This is a genomic window from Bacillus sp. ISL-78 (genome assembly GCF_018613455.1).
Taxonomy (GTDB): Bacteria; Bacillota; Bacilli; order Bacillales; family DSM-1321; genus Peribacillus; species Peribacillus frigoritolerans.
Genome location: NZ_JAGGQC010000009.1, coordinates 7,280 through 23,756, shown reverse-complemented (window position 1 = coordinate 23,756; position 16,477 = coordinate 7,280). Strand labels below are relative to the sequence as shown.

At 38.7% G+C, this 16,477-nt stretch carries 14 protein-coding genes and 1 other RNA gene; 11 read left to right on the top strand and 4 right to left on the bottom strand.

All coding sequences use genetic code 11. The features are described 5' to 3' along the window. The first annotated feature begins 82 nt into the window (after nucleotides 1-82). Nucleotides 83-676 (top strand): branched-chain amino acid aminotransferase, encoded by a 594-nt coding sequence (locus J7I96_RS12030; RefSeq protein WP_214923017.1) that lies wholly within the window; start codon nucleotides 83-85, stop codon nucleotides 674-676. A 237-nt stretch (nucleotides 677-913) separates the two neighbouring features. Next, nucleotides 914-1,852, top strand: a complete 939-nt coding sequence (locus tag J7I96_RS12025; RefSeq protein ID WP_214923015.1) for an MBL fold metallo-hydrolase — start codon at nucleotides 914-916, stop codon at nucleotides 1,850-1,852. 203 nt (nucleotides 1,853-2,055) lie between these two features. Here the strand turns inward: J7I96_RS12025 and J7I96_RS12020 are convergent, their stop codons facing one another. Next, nucleotides 2,056-3,663: an FMN-binding glutamate synthase family protein gene (locus tag J7I96_RS12020; RefSeq protein WP_214768302.1), complete on the bottom strand. Its 1,608-nt coding sequence runs from the start codon at nucleotides 3,661-3,663 to the stop codon at nucleotides 2,056-2,058. A 142-nt stretch (nucleotides 3,664-3,805) separates the two neighbouring features. Next, complete coding sequence (locus J7I96_RS12015; RefSeq protein WP_214768301.1) at nucleotides 3,806-4,900, bottom strand: CdaR family transcriptional regulator; 1,095 nt, start codon at nucleotides 4,898-4,900, stop codon at nucleotides 3,806-3,808. 299 nt (nucleotides 4,901-5,199) lie between these two features. Between J7I96_RS12015 and J7I96_RS12010 the strand changes: the two genes are divergently transcribed. From J7I96_RS12010 to J7I96_RS11995, 4 genes are all read left to right on the top strand, one after another. Beyond that, on the top strand, nucleotides 5,200-6,345 hold the full coding sequence (locus J7I96_RS12010) for a glycerate kinase (protein ID WP_214768300.1): 1,146 nt from the start codon (nucleotides 5,200-5,202) through the stop codon (nucleotides 6,343-6,345). 4 nt (nucleotides 6,346-6,349) lie between these two features. Then, nucleotides 6,350-7,696: a GntP family permease gene (locus J7I96_RS12005; protein WP_214768299.1), complete on the top strand. Its 1,347-nt coding sequence runs from the start codon at nucleotides 6,350-6,352 to the stop codon at nucleotides 7,694-7,696. Between the two features lie 160 nt (nucleotides 7,697-7,856). Further along, nucleotides 7,857-8,204 carry a PadR family transcriptional regulator gene (locus tag J7I96_RS12000; protein WP_214768298.1) on the top strand — a complete coding sequence of 116 codons (348 nt, stop codon included), beginning with the start codon at nucleotides 7,857-7,859 and terminating at the stop codon, nucleotides 8,202-8,204. Continuing rightward, nucleotides 8,191-9,180 (top strand): HAAS signaling domain-containing protein, encoded by a 990-nt coding sequence (locus tag J7I96_RS11995; RefSeq protein ID WP_214768297.1) that lies wholly within the window; start codon nucleotides 8,191-8,193, stop codon nucleotides 9,178-9,180. Before J7I96_RS12000 ends, J7I96_RS11995 begins: the two co-directional genes overlap by 14 nt. Before the next feature lie 176 nt (nucleotides 9,181-9,356). Here the strand turns inward: J7I96_RS11995 and J7I96_RS11990 are convergent, their stop codons facing one another. Further along, a complete protein-coding gene (locus J7I96_RS11990; protein WP_214768296.1) occupies nucleotides 9,357-9,884 on the bottom strand; it encodes an IseA DL-endopeptidase inhibitor family protein in 528 nt (175 codons plus the stop codon). Nucleotides 9,885-10,383: 499 nt separating this feature from the next. Between J7I96_RS11990 and J7I96_RS11985 the strand changes: the two genes are divergently transcribed. The 5 genes from J7I96_RS11985 (at nucleotide 10,384) to ssrS (ending at nucleotide 15,539) form a co-directional block, all read left to right on the top strand. Then, the gene (locus J7I96_RS11985; RefSeq protein ID WP_251025053.1) at nucleotides 10,384-10,929 is read left to right on the top strand and encodes a sporulation protein; all 546 of its coding nucleotides are present in this window, start codon (nucleotides 10,384-10,386) and stop codon (nucleotides 10,927-10,929) included. A 22-nt stretch (nucleotides 10,930-10,951) separates the two neighbouring features. Beyond that, nucleotides 10,952-11,833, top strand: a complete 882-nt coding sequence (locus J7I96_RS11980; protein ID WP_214768295.1) for a mechanosensitive ion channel family protein — start codon at nucleotides 10,952-10,954, stop codon at nucleotides 11,831-11,833. Nucleotides 11,834-12,292: 459 nt separating this feature from the next. Next, on the top strand, nucleotides 12,293-13,546 hold the full coding sequence (locus J7I96_RS11975; protein WP_214768294.1) for an MFS transporter: 1,254 nt from the start codon (nucleotides 12,293-12,295) through the stop codon (nucleotides 13,544-13,546). A 211-nt stretch (nucleotides 13,547-13,757) separates the two neighbouring features. Next, nucleotides 13,758-15,239: a UDP-N-acetylmuramoyl-L-alanyl-D-glutamate--2,6-diaminopimelate ligase gene (locus J7I96_RS11970; protein ID WP_214768293.1), complete on the top strand. Its 1,482-nt coding sequence runs from the start codon at nucleotides 13,758-13,760 to the stop codon at nucleotides 15,237-15,239. A 112-nt stretch (nucleotides 15,240-15,351) separates the two neighbouring features. Further along, a non-coding RNA gene (gene ssrS, locus J7I96_RS11965) (6S RNA) lies at nucleotides 15,352-15,539 on the top strand. Between the two features lie 170 nt (nucleotides 15,540-15,709). Here ssrS and J7I96_RS11960 read toward each other — a convergent pair. Continuing rightward, nucleotides 15,710-16,252: a ribonuclease H-like YkuK family protein gene (locus J7I96_RS11960; protein ID WP_214768292.1), complete on the bottom strand. Its 543-nt coding sequence runs from the start codon at nucleotides 16,250-16,252 to the stop codon at nucleotides 15,710-15,712. Nucleotides 16,253-16,477 lie beyond the last annotated feature (225 nt).

The window sequence follows — 16,477 nt, the reverse complement described above, 5'->3', positions numbered from 1 at the left end:
CTTTCACAAAGTTATTTTATCTATACTGAATATGCTATGATTGAAATTGTGAAAGCTTGAAAAGACACTAGGAGGACATATCATGCTAAAAAAACAAATGGAATCATACATATCAAAATCCGTAAGCGAAAACAAGATTGAGTTATACAAAGAAGAAAAGGATTATGTAGAAAAGCATAAATTACTCGCCGAGGATATCATTATTGTAGAAAAAGAAAATGCATCGCGTTTTACGGATGCTTATATGGAGCGCAGTAATAAAGAGAGCGAAGAATTAATCTCTGAAGAGAACTCTGCATTTTTATCACAACCGATTGAGTATTTGAAAAAAAACAAAGATGAATTCCTTTACTTTGAATCACAATGGTTCGAATTAATCGGTGTGGAAGCACTTTCGTTAGAAGTCGATGATGTTTTCGGTACATATAACGCGATGTTCGGATTGAAATTCCAGAAAAAAATGGGAAATGTTTTAAAAACTTATTTAACCAAGGAACTCCAAGAAGGAATTGGGTCGTTCAGTTTAATGTTTAACCAGGGCGAAGGGCTATGGGATGTGAATTTTGCCATGGATAACATTAAAGGGTTTCAAGAAGACATGTCATTGGAAGAAGCTTTTCATTTAATTTATCATTTTCTTTTCAACCTTGTTCAAACGATCGAGGAAGATATGTAAATGAGGTGCCGCCATTAATTTTAATGGCGGTTTTTTTTATTTTCATGAATTAACCATTGCCCCTAGGCTATTGCTTCTGGATTTTAATCGATTGGCTCTGGATATGATTAAAGGAAACTGAAAAAATACGTCGAATTGATTAATGATATACGTTATTTAATAAATTTAAATGTTTTGTTTTTAGCAATTTCGATTTTTTTCATGTAAATGCAGTTACATCGGAAGGGGAAGTTATACTTGCTGAATGAATTGAAAGTTACTCAAATTACCATTCCATTGCCTTTTAGATTGGACCATGTCCATTGTTTCCTGGCGGAAGGTGAAAATGGATGGACTATCATTGATGCGGGATTAAATAACAAAACGACAAGGGATTTATGGAACCCAATTATCGAAAAACACGATATTACCGATATTATCATCACACATTATCACCCAGATCATTTCGGGTATGCAGGGACATTACAACAATTGACCGGTGCCGATGTATGGATGACAGAAGTGGATGAGCATGCGGGAACTACGTATTGGGAAGCCGATTCACTGAATCTGCTTAAAGAAAATTACAATGCGTGTGGGATGGAAGAAGACATCGCCGTGGCCTTATCCAGTGACGAAAGCGGATTCATGCCCCAAGTAAAACCCTATCCTACCGTAAATCATCATCTTGAAGAAGGAATGAAGCTGCAATTTGGCAAATATGAGTATGAAGTGCTTTTCACTCCGGGCCATTCCGATGGCCTGATTTCCTTATATAATAAGGAAAATAGCGTCCTTTTCTCCACAGATCATATATTGCCCAAGATATCTCCAAATATATCTTATTGGTTTAAAGGTTTAAGCAACCCATTGGAAGAGTTTTTTAAATCTTTGAAAAAAATACAAAAGCTGGACGTTGAGTATGTCATCCCTTCTCATGGGAAACCGTTTCAAAATGCCAATAAAAGAATTGCTGAATTGTTGGATCACCACCAGGACCGACTGCATGTAATTCATGAAAACATGAAAGAGCCGATTTCTGTAAAAAGTGCTTGCCAGATCTTATTTGGAAATCTGTCCATTCACGAAACAAGATTTGCTGTAGGTGAAACATTGGCACACCTAGAATACCTTCTTTTGAATGACCAATGCAGAAAGTTTAAACGTGAGGGCAAATGGTATTATCAATCCATTTGATATTTTAATAATCCCGAATTTAAGCTAAAGCCGCTTGTATTACTCCGCATTTTGTTTATTATTATCGCTATGGAAAGCTGGCGGGTAAGAGAAAAGTGGAATCAGGGGAATTCGATTGCATGCGTTACACACTTTGACATCCTAAAATGGCTTCATGTAATAGGAAAAAACCACCGCCCCATCATATTTGGGCGGTGGTTTTTTCATTGCCTGGAACCTATTTGTCCATTAACTTCTTTCATAATATCTTCAAGGGATGTGACAATTCCTTTATCGTCCTTATAGCTAATATGCTTAGGTTGAAAATGGATTGGCGAATCTAAACCGGCAGCCGCTGAGATCCGAAATAATCCTTTTCTAAGGGTTACAAGAAAGTTAACCACGCGGTATTTCTTTTCATCGATTACAAGTGCTTTTTGCAAATCTGGATCAGTGGTGGCCACCCCGACAGGACAAGCATTGGAATGGCATTTCATCGTCTGGATACATCCTATCGCAATCATGAAACCTCGAGCTATGTTAACAAGGTCTGCTCCCATGGCAAGGGCTATCGCAATTCTATCAGGTGTGAACAATTTACCGGAGGCGATGATTTTAACCCGATTGCGGACCCCATATTTTTCCAGTGTCGATACTAAAATCGGTAAAGCGGATTTTATCGGCAATCCTACACTATCGATCAACTCCTGATAAGAAGCACCCGTGCCGCCTTCACCTCCATCCAATGAAATGAAATCCGGACCTTTCCCGGTTTCTTTCATGTAGCTAGCGAGCTCTTCAACACTGTCAGTGCCGCCGATGACCATTTTGATGCCGACCGGGATTCCAGTATGTTCCCTGATTTTTTCGATAAAATCGCACATGGATTTTACGTCATTGTATTGATAAAACCGATTCGGACTATCAATCGCTTTGTAAGGAGTGACCTTACGGATTTCAGCGATTTCCGGATTCACTTTTTCAGCATCGATATGTCCTCCGCGAGTTTTGGCACCCTGAGCCAATTTGATTTCAAATGCTTTGATTTCGGGTATTTCACTTTTTCTTTTTAACTCATCCCAATCCATTTCACCGAAACTATCACGAACTCCAAACATGGCTGGACCGATTTGCATGATAATGTCGACACCGCCAGCTAAATGATAAGGAGATAATCCTCCTTCACCTGTATTCATCCAGGTACCTTTTGCTGCAGCCAATCCCTCAGAAAGCGCTGTGATTGCGTTCTTTCCCAATGAGCCATAACTCATGGCTGACATGCCGATAAGGCCTTTTAGTCGAAAAGGATTCTTAGTGTTTGGGCCTATGATTACGGCATCTTCATCATTCAATAAGAATGCAGAGGATACTTCATCTTCCCATTTTTCTTCACGTTGTGAGAAAAGCGGATCTTTCAACAGAATGTACCTTTTCGTCTTCACTTTAGTTTCACGATCATATTTTTCTTCTTCGGCCAATTTTGGGAACATGCTATTTTTAACAAAGAAGCCTTCCTCATCAAAATCCCGTTTTGAGCCAAAACCTATGACATCCCGTAAATATTTTGAACTTTTCACCATATGCTCATAGTCGTCACGGGAAAATGGTTTTCCTTCGTTATCACTGTTAAACCAATATTGCCTCATCTCAGGTCCAATTTTTTCTAGAAAGTATCGTATTCTCCCAAGTACGGGGTAATTTCTTAAAATTGCATGATGCTTCTGCATGCGATCAAAGAAAATCATATAAAGTAATAGTAAAACCAAAACGATGATAATGATGAAAACAACGGTAAATCCAAGGATTATTAAAAGATTTGCTATGCCACTCATTCAATCCCTCCTGATATGCAAAAAATCATGTATTTTTAATCTACTCGGTAATTCGATCAATTATACAGAATTTCAATGCAAGGCTTTAATAGGGATGGAACGAAAATAATTTAAATAGACAATATTGTTCTCACAATTTCTTTCAACTTCTCCTTTTCGATTGACTTATCCAAATGGCTAACTGTAAAGTTATGGCATCTTGCAGCATCTGTGGGTTATATCCGGTAATGTCCTTGATTTTTCTTAATCGGTATATAAGGGAATTACGATGGATATACATTCTTTTTGCACATTCCCCGATATTTAAGTTACTTTGGAAAAATTGTTGCAGGGTCTCAATCAACTTTTCGGATAAGCTGCCTAAAATCCTTTCCTGAAATTGCTGTTTCGTCCGCTCATTTATCCTTTCCAACAAAGCTTTTGTTTCCATATCAGTATATCTAGATAAAGCTTGATTGGCTTCACCTAGTAAAAGTGCTGTTTCAGCTTCGCGGAAAGAGTGGACGATGGATGATTCCCTATCCACGATAGAGCCCAAACCGATTCGTATAACGAAGTCTTTTGCTTTTAATTGTTTGATGGTAGAATCCAGTCTTTTGTCAATGTTATTTCCGCTAAGACCCGTAGTGAGAATGAAAACCCGATTCACATTGAGGAACCCAACAAGGGCATACTGGGAACCAAAAACAGTTTCAGTCATTTGAATCAGCTCATTTTTATTTAACGGATTTATTTTCATTTCCATTACCCCCACTTGATAGGGAGGTTCTAATTTCATTCCAATCAGTTCTAGTCTCTGATCAATCGAATGCTGATTGATATCTTCCTTTAATAAGTCTTCAAATACCAATTCTTTCAAGTGTTGTTTCCATTCGAGTTGTTCCGCCATAAAAGCTTGATGAAGCATCATTTCCGTTATCATTTTCACCAATTCGCCGAATTCCAAAAGTTCTGTCGGATCTCCGGTGATACCGATGACGCCTATAATTACATTTTGAAAATTAATCGGCAAATTAATTCCAGGAAGGACACCTACCCATTGATGACGATCATTTTCGGGAATGATTAACGGCTTTCCCGTTTTCAGTACTTCCATTGCTCCTAAATGCAATTGGTCGATGCGTTCGTGATCTCCGGAAGCGATGATGATTCCTTTATCATCCATAATATTAATGTTTCTGTTAAGTCTATTGGTGGTTTGTTTGACAATTTCCATTGCAATTTCTTGTGTCAACATTCAAGTCATCCTTCTAGAGTTTTTTTATTTGCTAACAGAATGGTGATCATATTTCATGCAAACAAGCTATGATTTTCATGTAAAGGGAGATCGTCGATAGTTTAAGCATTTAGCTATCTTATACTTTAGGAAAATGGGAAAATAACAGAAAACTTTTCAGACTGATCATTTTTCTGTATAGTATAACCAAAAAAATACAATATGTCATACTAATTTTCGTTTAGAATGAATGATGATTAAAATATTTCCGAAGATTATAATTAAATTGATATAAAAATATATTCAAAGGGGAACTGAGCATGAAAATTGTTATTGCACCAGATTCCTATAAAGGAAGTTTATCAGCAACAGAAGCTTCAAAAGCTATTGAGCGAGGAGTCAGGAAGGCACTGCCGGATGCGGAGACAGTATTGGTTCCTGCGGCGGATGGCGGGGAAGGCACGATGGATAGTCTTGTAGCAGCTACAAATGGTCGAAAAGTTGAAGTGATCGTTAAAGGACCTTTACTTGAAGATGTTCAGGCAGCATATGCAATCTTGGGCGATCAAAAAACTTGTGTGATTGAAATGGCTAGTGCATCTGGTCTTTGCCTTGTCGATCCAGCTGAGTTGAACCCATTGATCACTACTTCATACGGGACAGGGGAGCTTATTCAAAAAGCATTGAATGATGGCTGTCGAAAGTTCATTTTAGCGATTGGTGGAAGCGCTACCAACGATGGCGGTGTCGGTATGCTCCAGGCTTTAGGAATGAAGGTGTTTGATGAAGAAGGTAAAACTCTGGGATACGGAGGTGCCGAATTATCACGGATATCAACCATTAATACGGAGGATTTTGATTCTAGAATAGCGGATTCCGAATTTTTAATTGCCTCGGATGTCCAAAATCCGTTAGTCGGTCCTGATGGGGCATCAAGGGTATTCGGACCTCAAAAAGGGGCGACTTCCGACATGGTTGAAATGCTTGATAAAGCTTTATCATCATGGGCTGATTTGGTGGAAATCAAAACAGGCATACACTTGCATGATAAAGCAGGTGCTGGTGCTGCAGGTGGAATTGGAGGTGCATTTCAAGCCTTTTTCCGTGCAGAAACAAAAAGGGGCATCGATATTGTCATGGAGTATACGAAACTGGGTGAAAAATTGTCCGGGGCCGATTGTGTCTTTACCGGAGAGGGCCAAATCGATTACCAGACTGCTTCAGGCAAAACACCCATGGGAGTTGCACAAGAAGCCAAAAAGCATGGTATTCCAGTATTTGCATTGGCTGGATCGATCGGAACAGGTTTTGAAGTTTTATATGACCACGGAATAACGAGTGTTCATAGTTTGGTGAACGCTCCCATGCCTTTAAAGGAAGCTATGGAAAGAGGAGCTGAATTGTTGGAAGTTTCAGCCGAACAAGTAATGCGGGCTTTTTTGGCAGCGATCAAAAATAGGGGGTAATCTTATGTTATTTATTGTTTTGGCCATCGGCGTGTTCTTAATTGTTTTTGCGACAACTAAATTCAAGCTTCATCCGTTCTTATCGCTTCTATTGGGCACATTATTTGTGGGTTTTGCTTCCGGAATGCCACTGGATCAGATCGTTGAGAATATCAACGGTGGTTTTGGCGGATTGATGACGAGCATTGGACTTGTAATCGTTTTCGGTACAATAATCGGAACCATTTTGGAAAAGGCCGGGGCCGCATTGCGAATGGCCGAAGTCGTATTGAGGATTGTCGGTCCTAAAAGACCGCAGCTTGCCATGAGTATGATTGGCTTTATCGTTTCCATACCCGTTTTTTGCGATTCAGGTTTCGTTATTTTATCAAGCTTAAGAAAAGCATTGGCAAGACGCGCAAAAGTAGCGGTTGCTTCCATGTCAGTTGCACTTGCAACAGGTTTGTATGCGACACATACACTTGTACCCCCAACTCCGGGGCCAATTGCGGCAGCCGGAAATATCGGAGCGGACGGATACTTGGGGACCGTCATTTTGATAGGTCTTATTACGGCCATTCCAGCTGCACTTGCTGGTTATATATGGTCAATGAAAGTAGCGACCAAGATAGAAGTTGAAGATGACAGTAGTGACCTGGATTACGATTATGATGAAATTGTCCGTTCATTCGGCAAGATGCCTTCTGCCTTACAATCATTTTTACCAATCGTATTACCGATTGTCCTGATTGGAGCCAGTTCTGTATTAACGCTCTTGGGGACAGAGGGGGGGATCGCCGCATTTTTCGTATTCTTGGGCCAGCCGGTCATCGCATTGCTCGTCGGAGTAATTTCCGCTCTGACATTGCTGCCTAAGTATGATGAAGAAACATTAACAAACTGGATAGCTGCCGCCTTATTGGATGCTGCGCCAATATTATTGATCACCGGGGCGGGCGGAGCATTTGGTACCGTCATTAAAAATACGGGGATTGCAGACATCATCCAAAGTTGGGATATGGGTAGCATCTTTGGCGGTTCCTTGTTCCTGTTGGTCCCGTTCCTAATTGCTGCTGGGTTGAAAACCGCCCAGGGTTCTTCGACAGCATCACTGGTCATCACTTCCTCTTTGATTGCCCCCATGCTTCCTACGTTGGGTATTGAAGGGGCTGTTCCTCTTGCATTGGTAGTCATGGCTGTTGGAGCAGGTGCGATGACAGTAAGTCATGTAAATGATAGCTTCTTCTGGGTGGTCACCCAATTTAGCGGGATGAAAGTGACGGATGCTTATAAAGCTCAAACGATGGCAACCTTAATACAAGGAGTGGTCACGATTATCACGACAATGATATTGTGGGTCATTCTTGTGTGATTTTAATATTGGAAAAACGGAGAGGCGTGAACCGCTTCTCTTTTTTATGCTTTAAATAATATATATTTTCATTTTCATATTGGTGTAAGAACTAAAATAGTGTATGATGCATAGTATAAGGTATGGTGTACGTCACATAGTATAGAGAAGGGGTGATTGGATGAGCACTTTACTGAATTCATTAACCACTGAGCTACGCAGAGGAACTTTGACGTTAGCTGTCTTAAGTCAGCTCAAAACTCCGCAGTATGGGTACTCGCTTGTCCAGCGTTTAGAGAAGTCTGGAATTACCATTGATCAAAGTACTTTATATCCTTTGCTTCGCCGCCTGGAAAAACAAGAATTGGTGACCAGCAGCTGGGATACTTCTGAAAGTAGACCGCGCAAGTACTATTCTTTAAGTGATTATGGGGGAGAAATCTTCACGCAGTTAAAGGAAGAATGGGAAAAAACTTCTCAAGAGCTTTATATATTATTAAAAGGAGAGGGAGAAGATGAAGCTGATTGAACTTTATATTCAGGAAGTGACCCGTAGGCTGCCAGAAAAAAACCGGGCGGATATTGCGCTTGAGCTTCAATCCACAATCGAAGATATGCTTCCGGAGGATCATACGGAGCAAGACGTGAAAGCGGTACTTTTAAAATTAGGAGATCCGGTTACACTGGCAAGTGGTTATCGCGATCGGCCAATGCATCTGATCGGGCCTCGTTATTATGATGTTTATATCAGTCTGCTGAAAATGATTTTACCAATCGCTGCAGTCATTTCACTGATTGCATTAGTAGGGGAAAATCCGTTTCGGGATACGGGGAATACGGTTATGGAAGTAATTTTAAAAATAATCGGGAAAGGAATTTCAGGTATCATAAGTACAGGTATCCAAGTGTTTTTCTGGTTAACGCTTTCATTTGCCATTTTAGAACGCTTGGATACTTCAAAAGACCAGTCGCCTTTAACAAAAAACTTGAAACCATGGACACCGGAAAACTTAAAAGATATTCCGAACATTTCAAAGAAAAAAGCGGTCCCTATGATCGAGGTTTTTGCAAACTTGTTAGGCCTTTCCATATTCGCAGCCCTTTATTTCAATGCAGCAAACCTCTTAGGCGTCTATGAAAAAAGAAATGGCAGTCTCATTTTCGTGACACCTTCTTTTAATCAAGATGTATTGAATTCCTATTGGCTGCTGGTATCTTGCGTCATTATTATTGGGGTGCTCTTAGCGATATATAAATTATTTTTAAGTCGATGGACCCTGAAATTAGCTTTTTTTCATGCCATATACCAGCTGTTGTACACTCTGGCTTTCATCATCATCATCAGTAATCCTGATTTATTGAACCCGGAGTTCCTTGCATACCAAAGAACACTATTCTCAATCGATGAATGGAAAAGCTCGATATACTGGGGTCTCATCCTCATCGCCATCATTTTTGCCGCCTACGATACCTATCAAGGCTTCCGAAAGGCAAAAATCCGTTAAGGCACAGCATCTTAGCTGTGTTTTTTTTTTTGAATGTTTTGTGAAGTGGAAGGTGAGCTCATACAAGTCTGAAAGATTATTTCTCAAGATACAAGGGACAACAAAAAACACCTCATATGTCATATAGTTTTTAACTAACTATACAGCATATGAGGCGTTACATTTAAACCAATGTATTATTGAACTGCATCGAACTGATTGACTTTCCAAGTAGATCCGGACTTATAAAAGGTCACCGTTCTTTTTACTGACTCACCGTCGACTGTAGGTACTGTTAAATTGTATGACCTAACGTTTTGTTTTTGATAGGCCAATTTAATTTTTGCTTTTTTCCACTCTAACATGCTAAAGCCGTCTCCGACTGGACGTGCTAATTTCCCTTTATGAGTAATGTAATTATATTTAGTAAGCCCTTTTTCAACTGCATTATTAGTAAATGTCTCTGCTAAGTAGGCAGCCAATTTATCTTTTGTATTAAACTCTTGGCAAAGGTAAGAATACTCTGTCCCTTTATAATTGAAAGTTTTTTGTGAACATGAACGGGTTTTGTATCCATATAAAGCATTCCAAAAATGTTTGCTGGCATTATCGGCTATCTTTAATGCATTTGCGTCAGACAATGATGTCGTTTTTGCGGTAACCGGACCACTTAATGTGAAAAATAAAATGATAATGGATAATAACATACCTAAAAGTTTTTTCATATCATATCTCCCCAATCCCTAATAGGATACTTATGTAACGAAAGTTTAATAAATATTACAATTGTTACATTTATATTACAACAAGTTTGGCATAAGTAAAAGAGAAATCTTGTTAATTTTTAAATATTATTTTAGGTTTTATCAAATATTCATAGTTTGTTCACTTTATTCTTTTTGAAAGGCGTGTTTACCGATTTGTAAATAGAAGGAGCTGTTACATACTTCCTATTCCACGAACTGGCCTATTTAAAACATGGCAGTTGATTCTTTCAGTGGACAAGTTCATTCATTATATTTCATGAATGACAAGATATGTTCAAAGAAATCGAAATACCCGGGCAGAGCCCGAAAAAAAATAAAATATAAAGGTTTGACAAACTTTCTAATTCTACCGTATTATAAATTATATACTTGAATACATTCTCCAAAGGGGAGTAGCTTTTACAACAATGTCGTCATTACGGAGCTCTTTGCTCTCGGTGTTGTTGGCAGCATATTGTTGTTAGCCAGACCTTACCTATTGGTAAAGGTCTATTTTCTTTTAGTAAACCTTTACCAAAATGGTAAAGGTTTTTTTGTAGTCCCATTAAGGAAATGTATAAACATGTGGGTTTTAATAGAAAAACAAATAAATATAAATGGAGTGTATTCTTTGATACTAAGAAAATCTTTGCTACTTTTAGGAATAGGTTCTGCACAAATAGATTTAATCCTTCCTAAAAATACGTATAAATCCGGTGAATGCATAAATGGATATTTTTTGATTAAGGGTGGTACCCTTGCGCAAAGAATAAGAAGGATTGAATGTGATTTGATCATGGATACTCATTCTACGGGAATGGAAGAGATCCTTAAAACGAGCACCATATTGTCTACAAGGGAGATAAATTCAGGGGAAAGCAACGAAATTCCTTTCAACTTTTGTCTGCCTATATTGAAGGAGCCTTATAAGCGAGGGGTATCCTATCGCCTTAAAACGAGACTTATCCTTGATAAAGGGATAATCGGAAAGGATGATGACTGGATTTTAATCGATTCTGAATAAACGTGAAAATGGTGGTGAAAACATGAATATCTTGAAATTTTCTGAGCTTGCTGTGGATTACTGGGAAGAATTTTTATTATTGAGGCTTTTCATATTGGCTATACTGTTGTTGGCGGTTTATTATATTTTGAATAAACTGGTTGAATGGTTCTTTAAAAGATCCAATTTTTTCGACGAAGAAGTCGAAAAAACAATACAGGGGGTTACTCGTTCTTCTCTTAGGTATGGTATATCCGGGCTTTTCCTTATATATTTGATTGGACAGTTTATAGACCTAAAAGGAATTTTAGCCGGAGCTGGTATTTTAGGGGTCGTGATCGGATTTGCCGCTCAGCAAATGCTTAAGGATATCTTATTGGGATTTGTAAGGCTTTCGGATAATGAATTCCGAGTCGGGAATTTCGTGACATTCAACGGGACAAGTTCCGGGACGATTGAGGAAATCGGCATCCGGTTCATGCAGATCAGGGAATGGTCAGGGAAATTGCTGACCATCCCACATAGTGAAATCAGGACGATTCAAAATTTTAATAAAGGGAGAATGCGAATCATTGAACGCATTACAGTAAGTTACCAGGAAAATCCTGAAAAGGTAAAACGGCTGTTGGAGGATATATGTAATATCTGTAATGATAAGTATGGTGAAAGCCTCCTAAGGCTAGAAGATGGTACACCTGAAGAGGATTTTAGATACATAGGCATTACGGATTTAAATCCGAATCTAAAATATGTTGGATATGAACTATGCATAGTGGGACTTGTGAAACCTGATGATTACTTTGAAACATCGAGAAGCGTGAGGTTTGAAATGATGACTGCTTTATATGAGCATCAAATTCTAATGCCATCTTCCCATTTGCTTGTACAGGGCAATCCTAATCAAGAACGTTTATTGGAGAACTGAAAAGAAGAAAAACATTTGCTTGGGATAATCCGGGAAAAGGTCATGAAAAAATGATGGATAAGGTACCAAAGGGCAGAAGCCATATTCGACGGCGGCAGCCCTTAGGAGCTTAAGGATAGTAAGGGCTTTCTTTTAAAGGAAGTCCTTTTTTATATTAAAAAATAGAACAAACCCATCCCCAAAAATAGGTTTATTTTATTAATTTTCCGCTTGATTTATCAGATTAAATAAATTATTATGAAAATAACATAAAATGGAAGGGTGACCTTTAAACAATGATCATTTAATCCTATTTTTTAAGAAAAAATGCGTGCTTAAAACGAATTTTTTTCTGGATAGGATTAGTCTGTACATTAAAATACAAACAAAGATCATTGTGTCCTTCGATTAAGGATATTTTGCCTTGTTAATTTGTATTGTACTGCCTCCTGTCCAGATATTTCACAGGGGGTTTTTATATTGGCGAATGACACATCTGGAACATTAAATAATAAGGAACCTAACATTTTTAAAAATCGAGTATTCCAGGCTATTATCTTCTCAGGGTTGTTTTTACAAATAGGGATCTGGGTACGGAATTTTGCCGTTTTGTTATTCGTCATGGAGAAGACAAATGGAGATGCCTTTGCCATTTCCATGATATCAGTAGCAGAATTCGCACCCATTTTTATTTTTTCGTTTATTGGAGGAACGTTTGCTGACCGCTGGAGTCCGAAAAAAACGATGGTTTGGTGTGATATTTTAAGTTCAATATCCGTATTTGCTGTGCTGATCTCGCTAATCTTCGGAAGTTGGAAAATGGTTTTCTTCGCAACTTTAATTTCGGCGATACTTTCTCAATTTTCTCAGCCATCGGGCATGAAGCTATTTAAGATGCATTTGCCAGAAAGTCAAATTCAGACAGGGATGTCAGTTTATCAGACCGTTTTCGCAGTATTCATGGTTTTAGGTCCGATTCTCGGTACATTTGCCTTCCAATCTTTCGGGATAAACACCTCGATTGCGATTACTGGCCTGGCGTTTCTACTTTCAGCTGGCGCACTCGCCTTTCTTCCAAAAGATTGCAAACTGAATGAGGGGACAACAAAAACAACATTATGGCAGGAAATGAAAAGCGGTGTGAGCTACGTATTGCGAAAAAAAGAACTGAGTTTGCTTGGTTTATGTTTTCTGGCTGCTGGGCTCGGACTGGGTTTCATTCAGCCGCTCTCGATATTCCTTGTTACAGAACAACTGGAACTGCCTAAGGAAAATCTACAATGGTTATTTATGGTGAATGGGTTTGGTATGATTTTAGGCGGAGCCGGTGTAATGATTTTTGCCAAAAAGGTGGCACCTCAAAGATTATTAGCTTTCGGAATGCTTGTGAATGCCATAGGATTGGCGGTAATGGGGCTTTCAACAAATCTTTGGATTACACTTACAGCCGAGTTCTTTAACGGGCTAATGCTTCCTTGTATCCAAATCGGGATCAATACATTGATATTGCAGAGGACCGAGGGAGAATTCATCGGAAGGGTCAATGGAATCTTGAGCCCATTATTCACTGGATCGATGGTGTTGACCATGAGTGCGGCAGGCGTGCTGAAAGAGCAATTTTCACTCGTCGCCATATTTGAAACCGCAGCTTTCTTTTTTATTCTAGGAATGTTTTTCATTTTGCCATTGTACAATCAGAAGGCCGAAACGAAACCCCTTGAAGTTCAATCGTAAGCATCTTGTGGTGTTCCAACACCTAAATATAGCTACAACCATAAGAAAAGCAGCCAATTTTGGCTGCTTTTCTTTCTTTTTTCTTCTTACTGTCATTTTAACTGACAAATTATGGATTGACAATTATTTTGGGAGTACTGGTTAATACTAAAAATGGGCTTATTGGTACTTATGCAAAAATCAGTGAAAAGCTTACAAAGGAGATAAGTTAATGATCCTTAAAGACATAATGAAAGAAGTGATAAACGGGAATTTGCCGAAGGACGTTGAACATATATCCATAACAGGTGTAACTGATAACTCTAAAGAAATAAAAAAAGGATTCCTTTTTGTTGCCGTAACCGGATATAAGTCCGATGGCCATAATTACATCAATGATGCAATTAGCTTAGGGGCATCCGCTGTGATTGGCAATCGCGATATTAAGGGTTTGGAAGTTCCTTATTTAAGAGTGGAGAACAGCCGTAAAGCATTAGGGCAAATCGCCAAAAGGTTTTATGGAGATCCCAGCAATCAAAAAATAATGATAGGAATTACGGGCACAAATGGAAAAACTACAACTAGCTATATGCTTCAGCAAATATTAGAAGAGAATGGAGTAACCTGTTCAGTCATTGGTACGATACAGCATATTATCAATGGAAACAAAGTCGATTCCCATAATACGACTCCAGGTACCATGGAATTGAATTCCTTGCTGGCGGAAAGTAGGGACATGGTTGTCATAATGGAAGTATCTTCACATGGATTAGCTCAGTACCGTTTAGAAGGAATTGAATTTGATTTCTGTGTCTTCACGAATTTGTATCATGACCATCTTGACTTCCATGGTACGATGGAGGATTATTTCCTGGCAAAATTACTGCTTTTTGAAAAATTGAAACCTAGTGGTCTTGCGGTTATTAATGGAGATGATTTCTGGGGGGGGAAACTGCAAGAATACTTATGGGAGAAGAATGTCAGTGCCTTTGTTTTTGGAAAATCCAATCGCTGCGATTTAGTCATCACCAATTATAATACCGCAACAAACCCCTTTATTTTATTGAATGAGAATCATGACTTTGTGAAAATTGAGTTACCTTTACCTGGACTTCATAATTTATATAACGCAACAGCTGCCTATTCAGTAGCGAAGATGTTTCCATTTTCAAAACAGGAAATTCTCACTTCACTGAAACGATTTTCCGGTGTACCTGGAAGGTTTGAAATATATAAGAAAGCTTCTGGGCCGACTATAGTCATCGATTATGCACATACTGCAGATGCCATTCATTACATGCTTCAAACGGCCATAGAGTGTGGGGCCAAAAAGATTTATCATATCTTTGGTTTCCGGGGTGGACGAGATACAACCAAAAGGGCTGAAATGGTTAAAGTATCATCGGAACATAGTGATGTTTTGATTTTGACAATGGATGATCTGAATTCGGACCGAATGGAAGGGATGGAATCCACACTAAATAAACTTCTTAGCGATTACTCAGCTGGAAATGGGAAGGTTATTCCTGATCGTACCTTTGCTATCCAGGAGGCGTTACAAGCAGGAAAGGAAGGGGATTGGATTATCATTACAGGTAAAGGAATTGAGAGGTATGATCAGAAATTCGGACTGCCAACAATTTCTGACAAAGAAACGGTTTTATATCTGCAAAATAAGGACCAAGGGAATTTTATCGGTTATTTTGATCAATAGTTGATTTATAACGAAGAACTAATCCAGCTTCCTTCCATTCCACAGCCATTGGCGATTTTAAAATGGTGATTATTAACATTGTAACATGTGAGTAATTCATGTAATATAACAATACAAGCTGCACTGTTCGTAATGATAATAAAGTTTTAACCTTTAAGCTGTAATAGGGAGTTTTATATTGAAAAAGGAATGTTATGCCTCGTCACTGACTTGGACAACAGGATTCTTTCTGCAAACACCCACTTTGAGGAGTGGTGGTTTAAAAACTTTCTTACTGAATACGGCAATGGCGGCTTATATCTTAAAATGTTGAAGCCGGTCTCGGTCTGAGGCCGGTTTTTTGCTTTATTTAAAATAGCGTACCGAAAAAAATGTATGTACCGCTTTGCCGTCTGAAAAATTTTCAAAACATATTGTACAATCAGCTTTAAAAAATCCAGTGTGGATACCATTGGCTAATTTGTAAACATTCACTCTTGTTTTGTATAACGGTTGGCATAACTTGAAGCGACGAAAGCATCCGGTTTGATTTTTGGTTCCACCCCCATGGATTCCATCCTTGCTACCATTTCTTTTACAAACTCACTGGTTTTGTTTCGCTTCCCAATCCCGATATCAATGTGACCTTCCATTGTGAACGTCGCCCCTTGATATACAGCAGGCAGGACAATATCGATTAACTGATTTTTTCTTTCCTCCGTAAACAGTGATACGATTTCCTCTGTTAACGACAACTCTTGAGAAATACGTTCATGTAAATGCAGCATCCTTCTTGGGATCATCACTTTTCTTATACAACCCCATACACCAATTCCGACCTGCCGTATTACGATGCCTGTAATGAAAACCGTATGTTTTTTATGTACTTGCGAATCTGTCCCGACCATTAATTGATAGTTACCGGAAGGGTTTAATTCCATAAACTCAACAATATGAACGAATACCTCTTCAAATGACATATCTTTTTTCTGAAGATTTTGAAACGGAATGTTCTGAAATGGATATTGCTTCATATTATTGCACCCAACCTTTCCCCGGATAAAATCAGATTATTAAATATCTCATGCCGTTCATAACACATCATATGAAAGAGGTCCTTGTTTCGTGCCGTGGGAAGAACCCGCCTCTAAAGAAGAGGCAGCATCATTTTGAGTTGATCTCGCTGAATGGATATCACCTCAAGTTTTATTTCTTCTATTTTAAACAAAGGCTCTTTTCGTAAAGATTGTTGTTTTTAA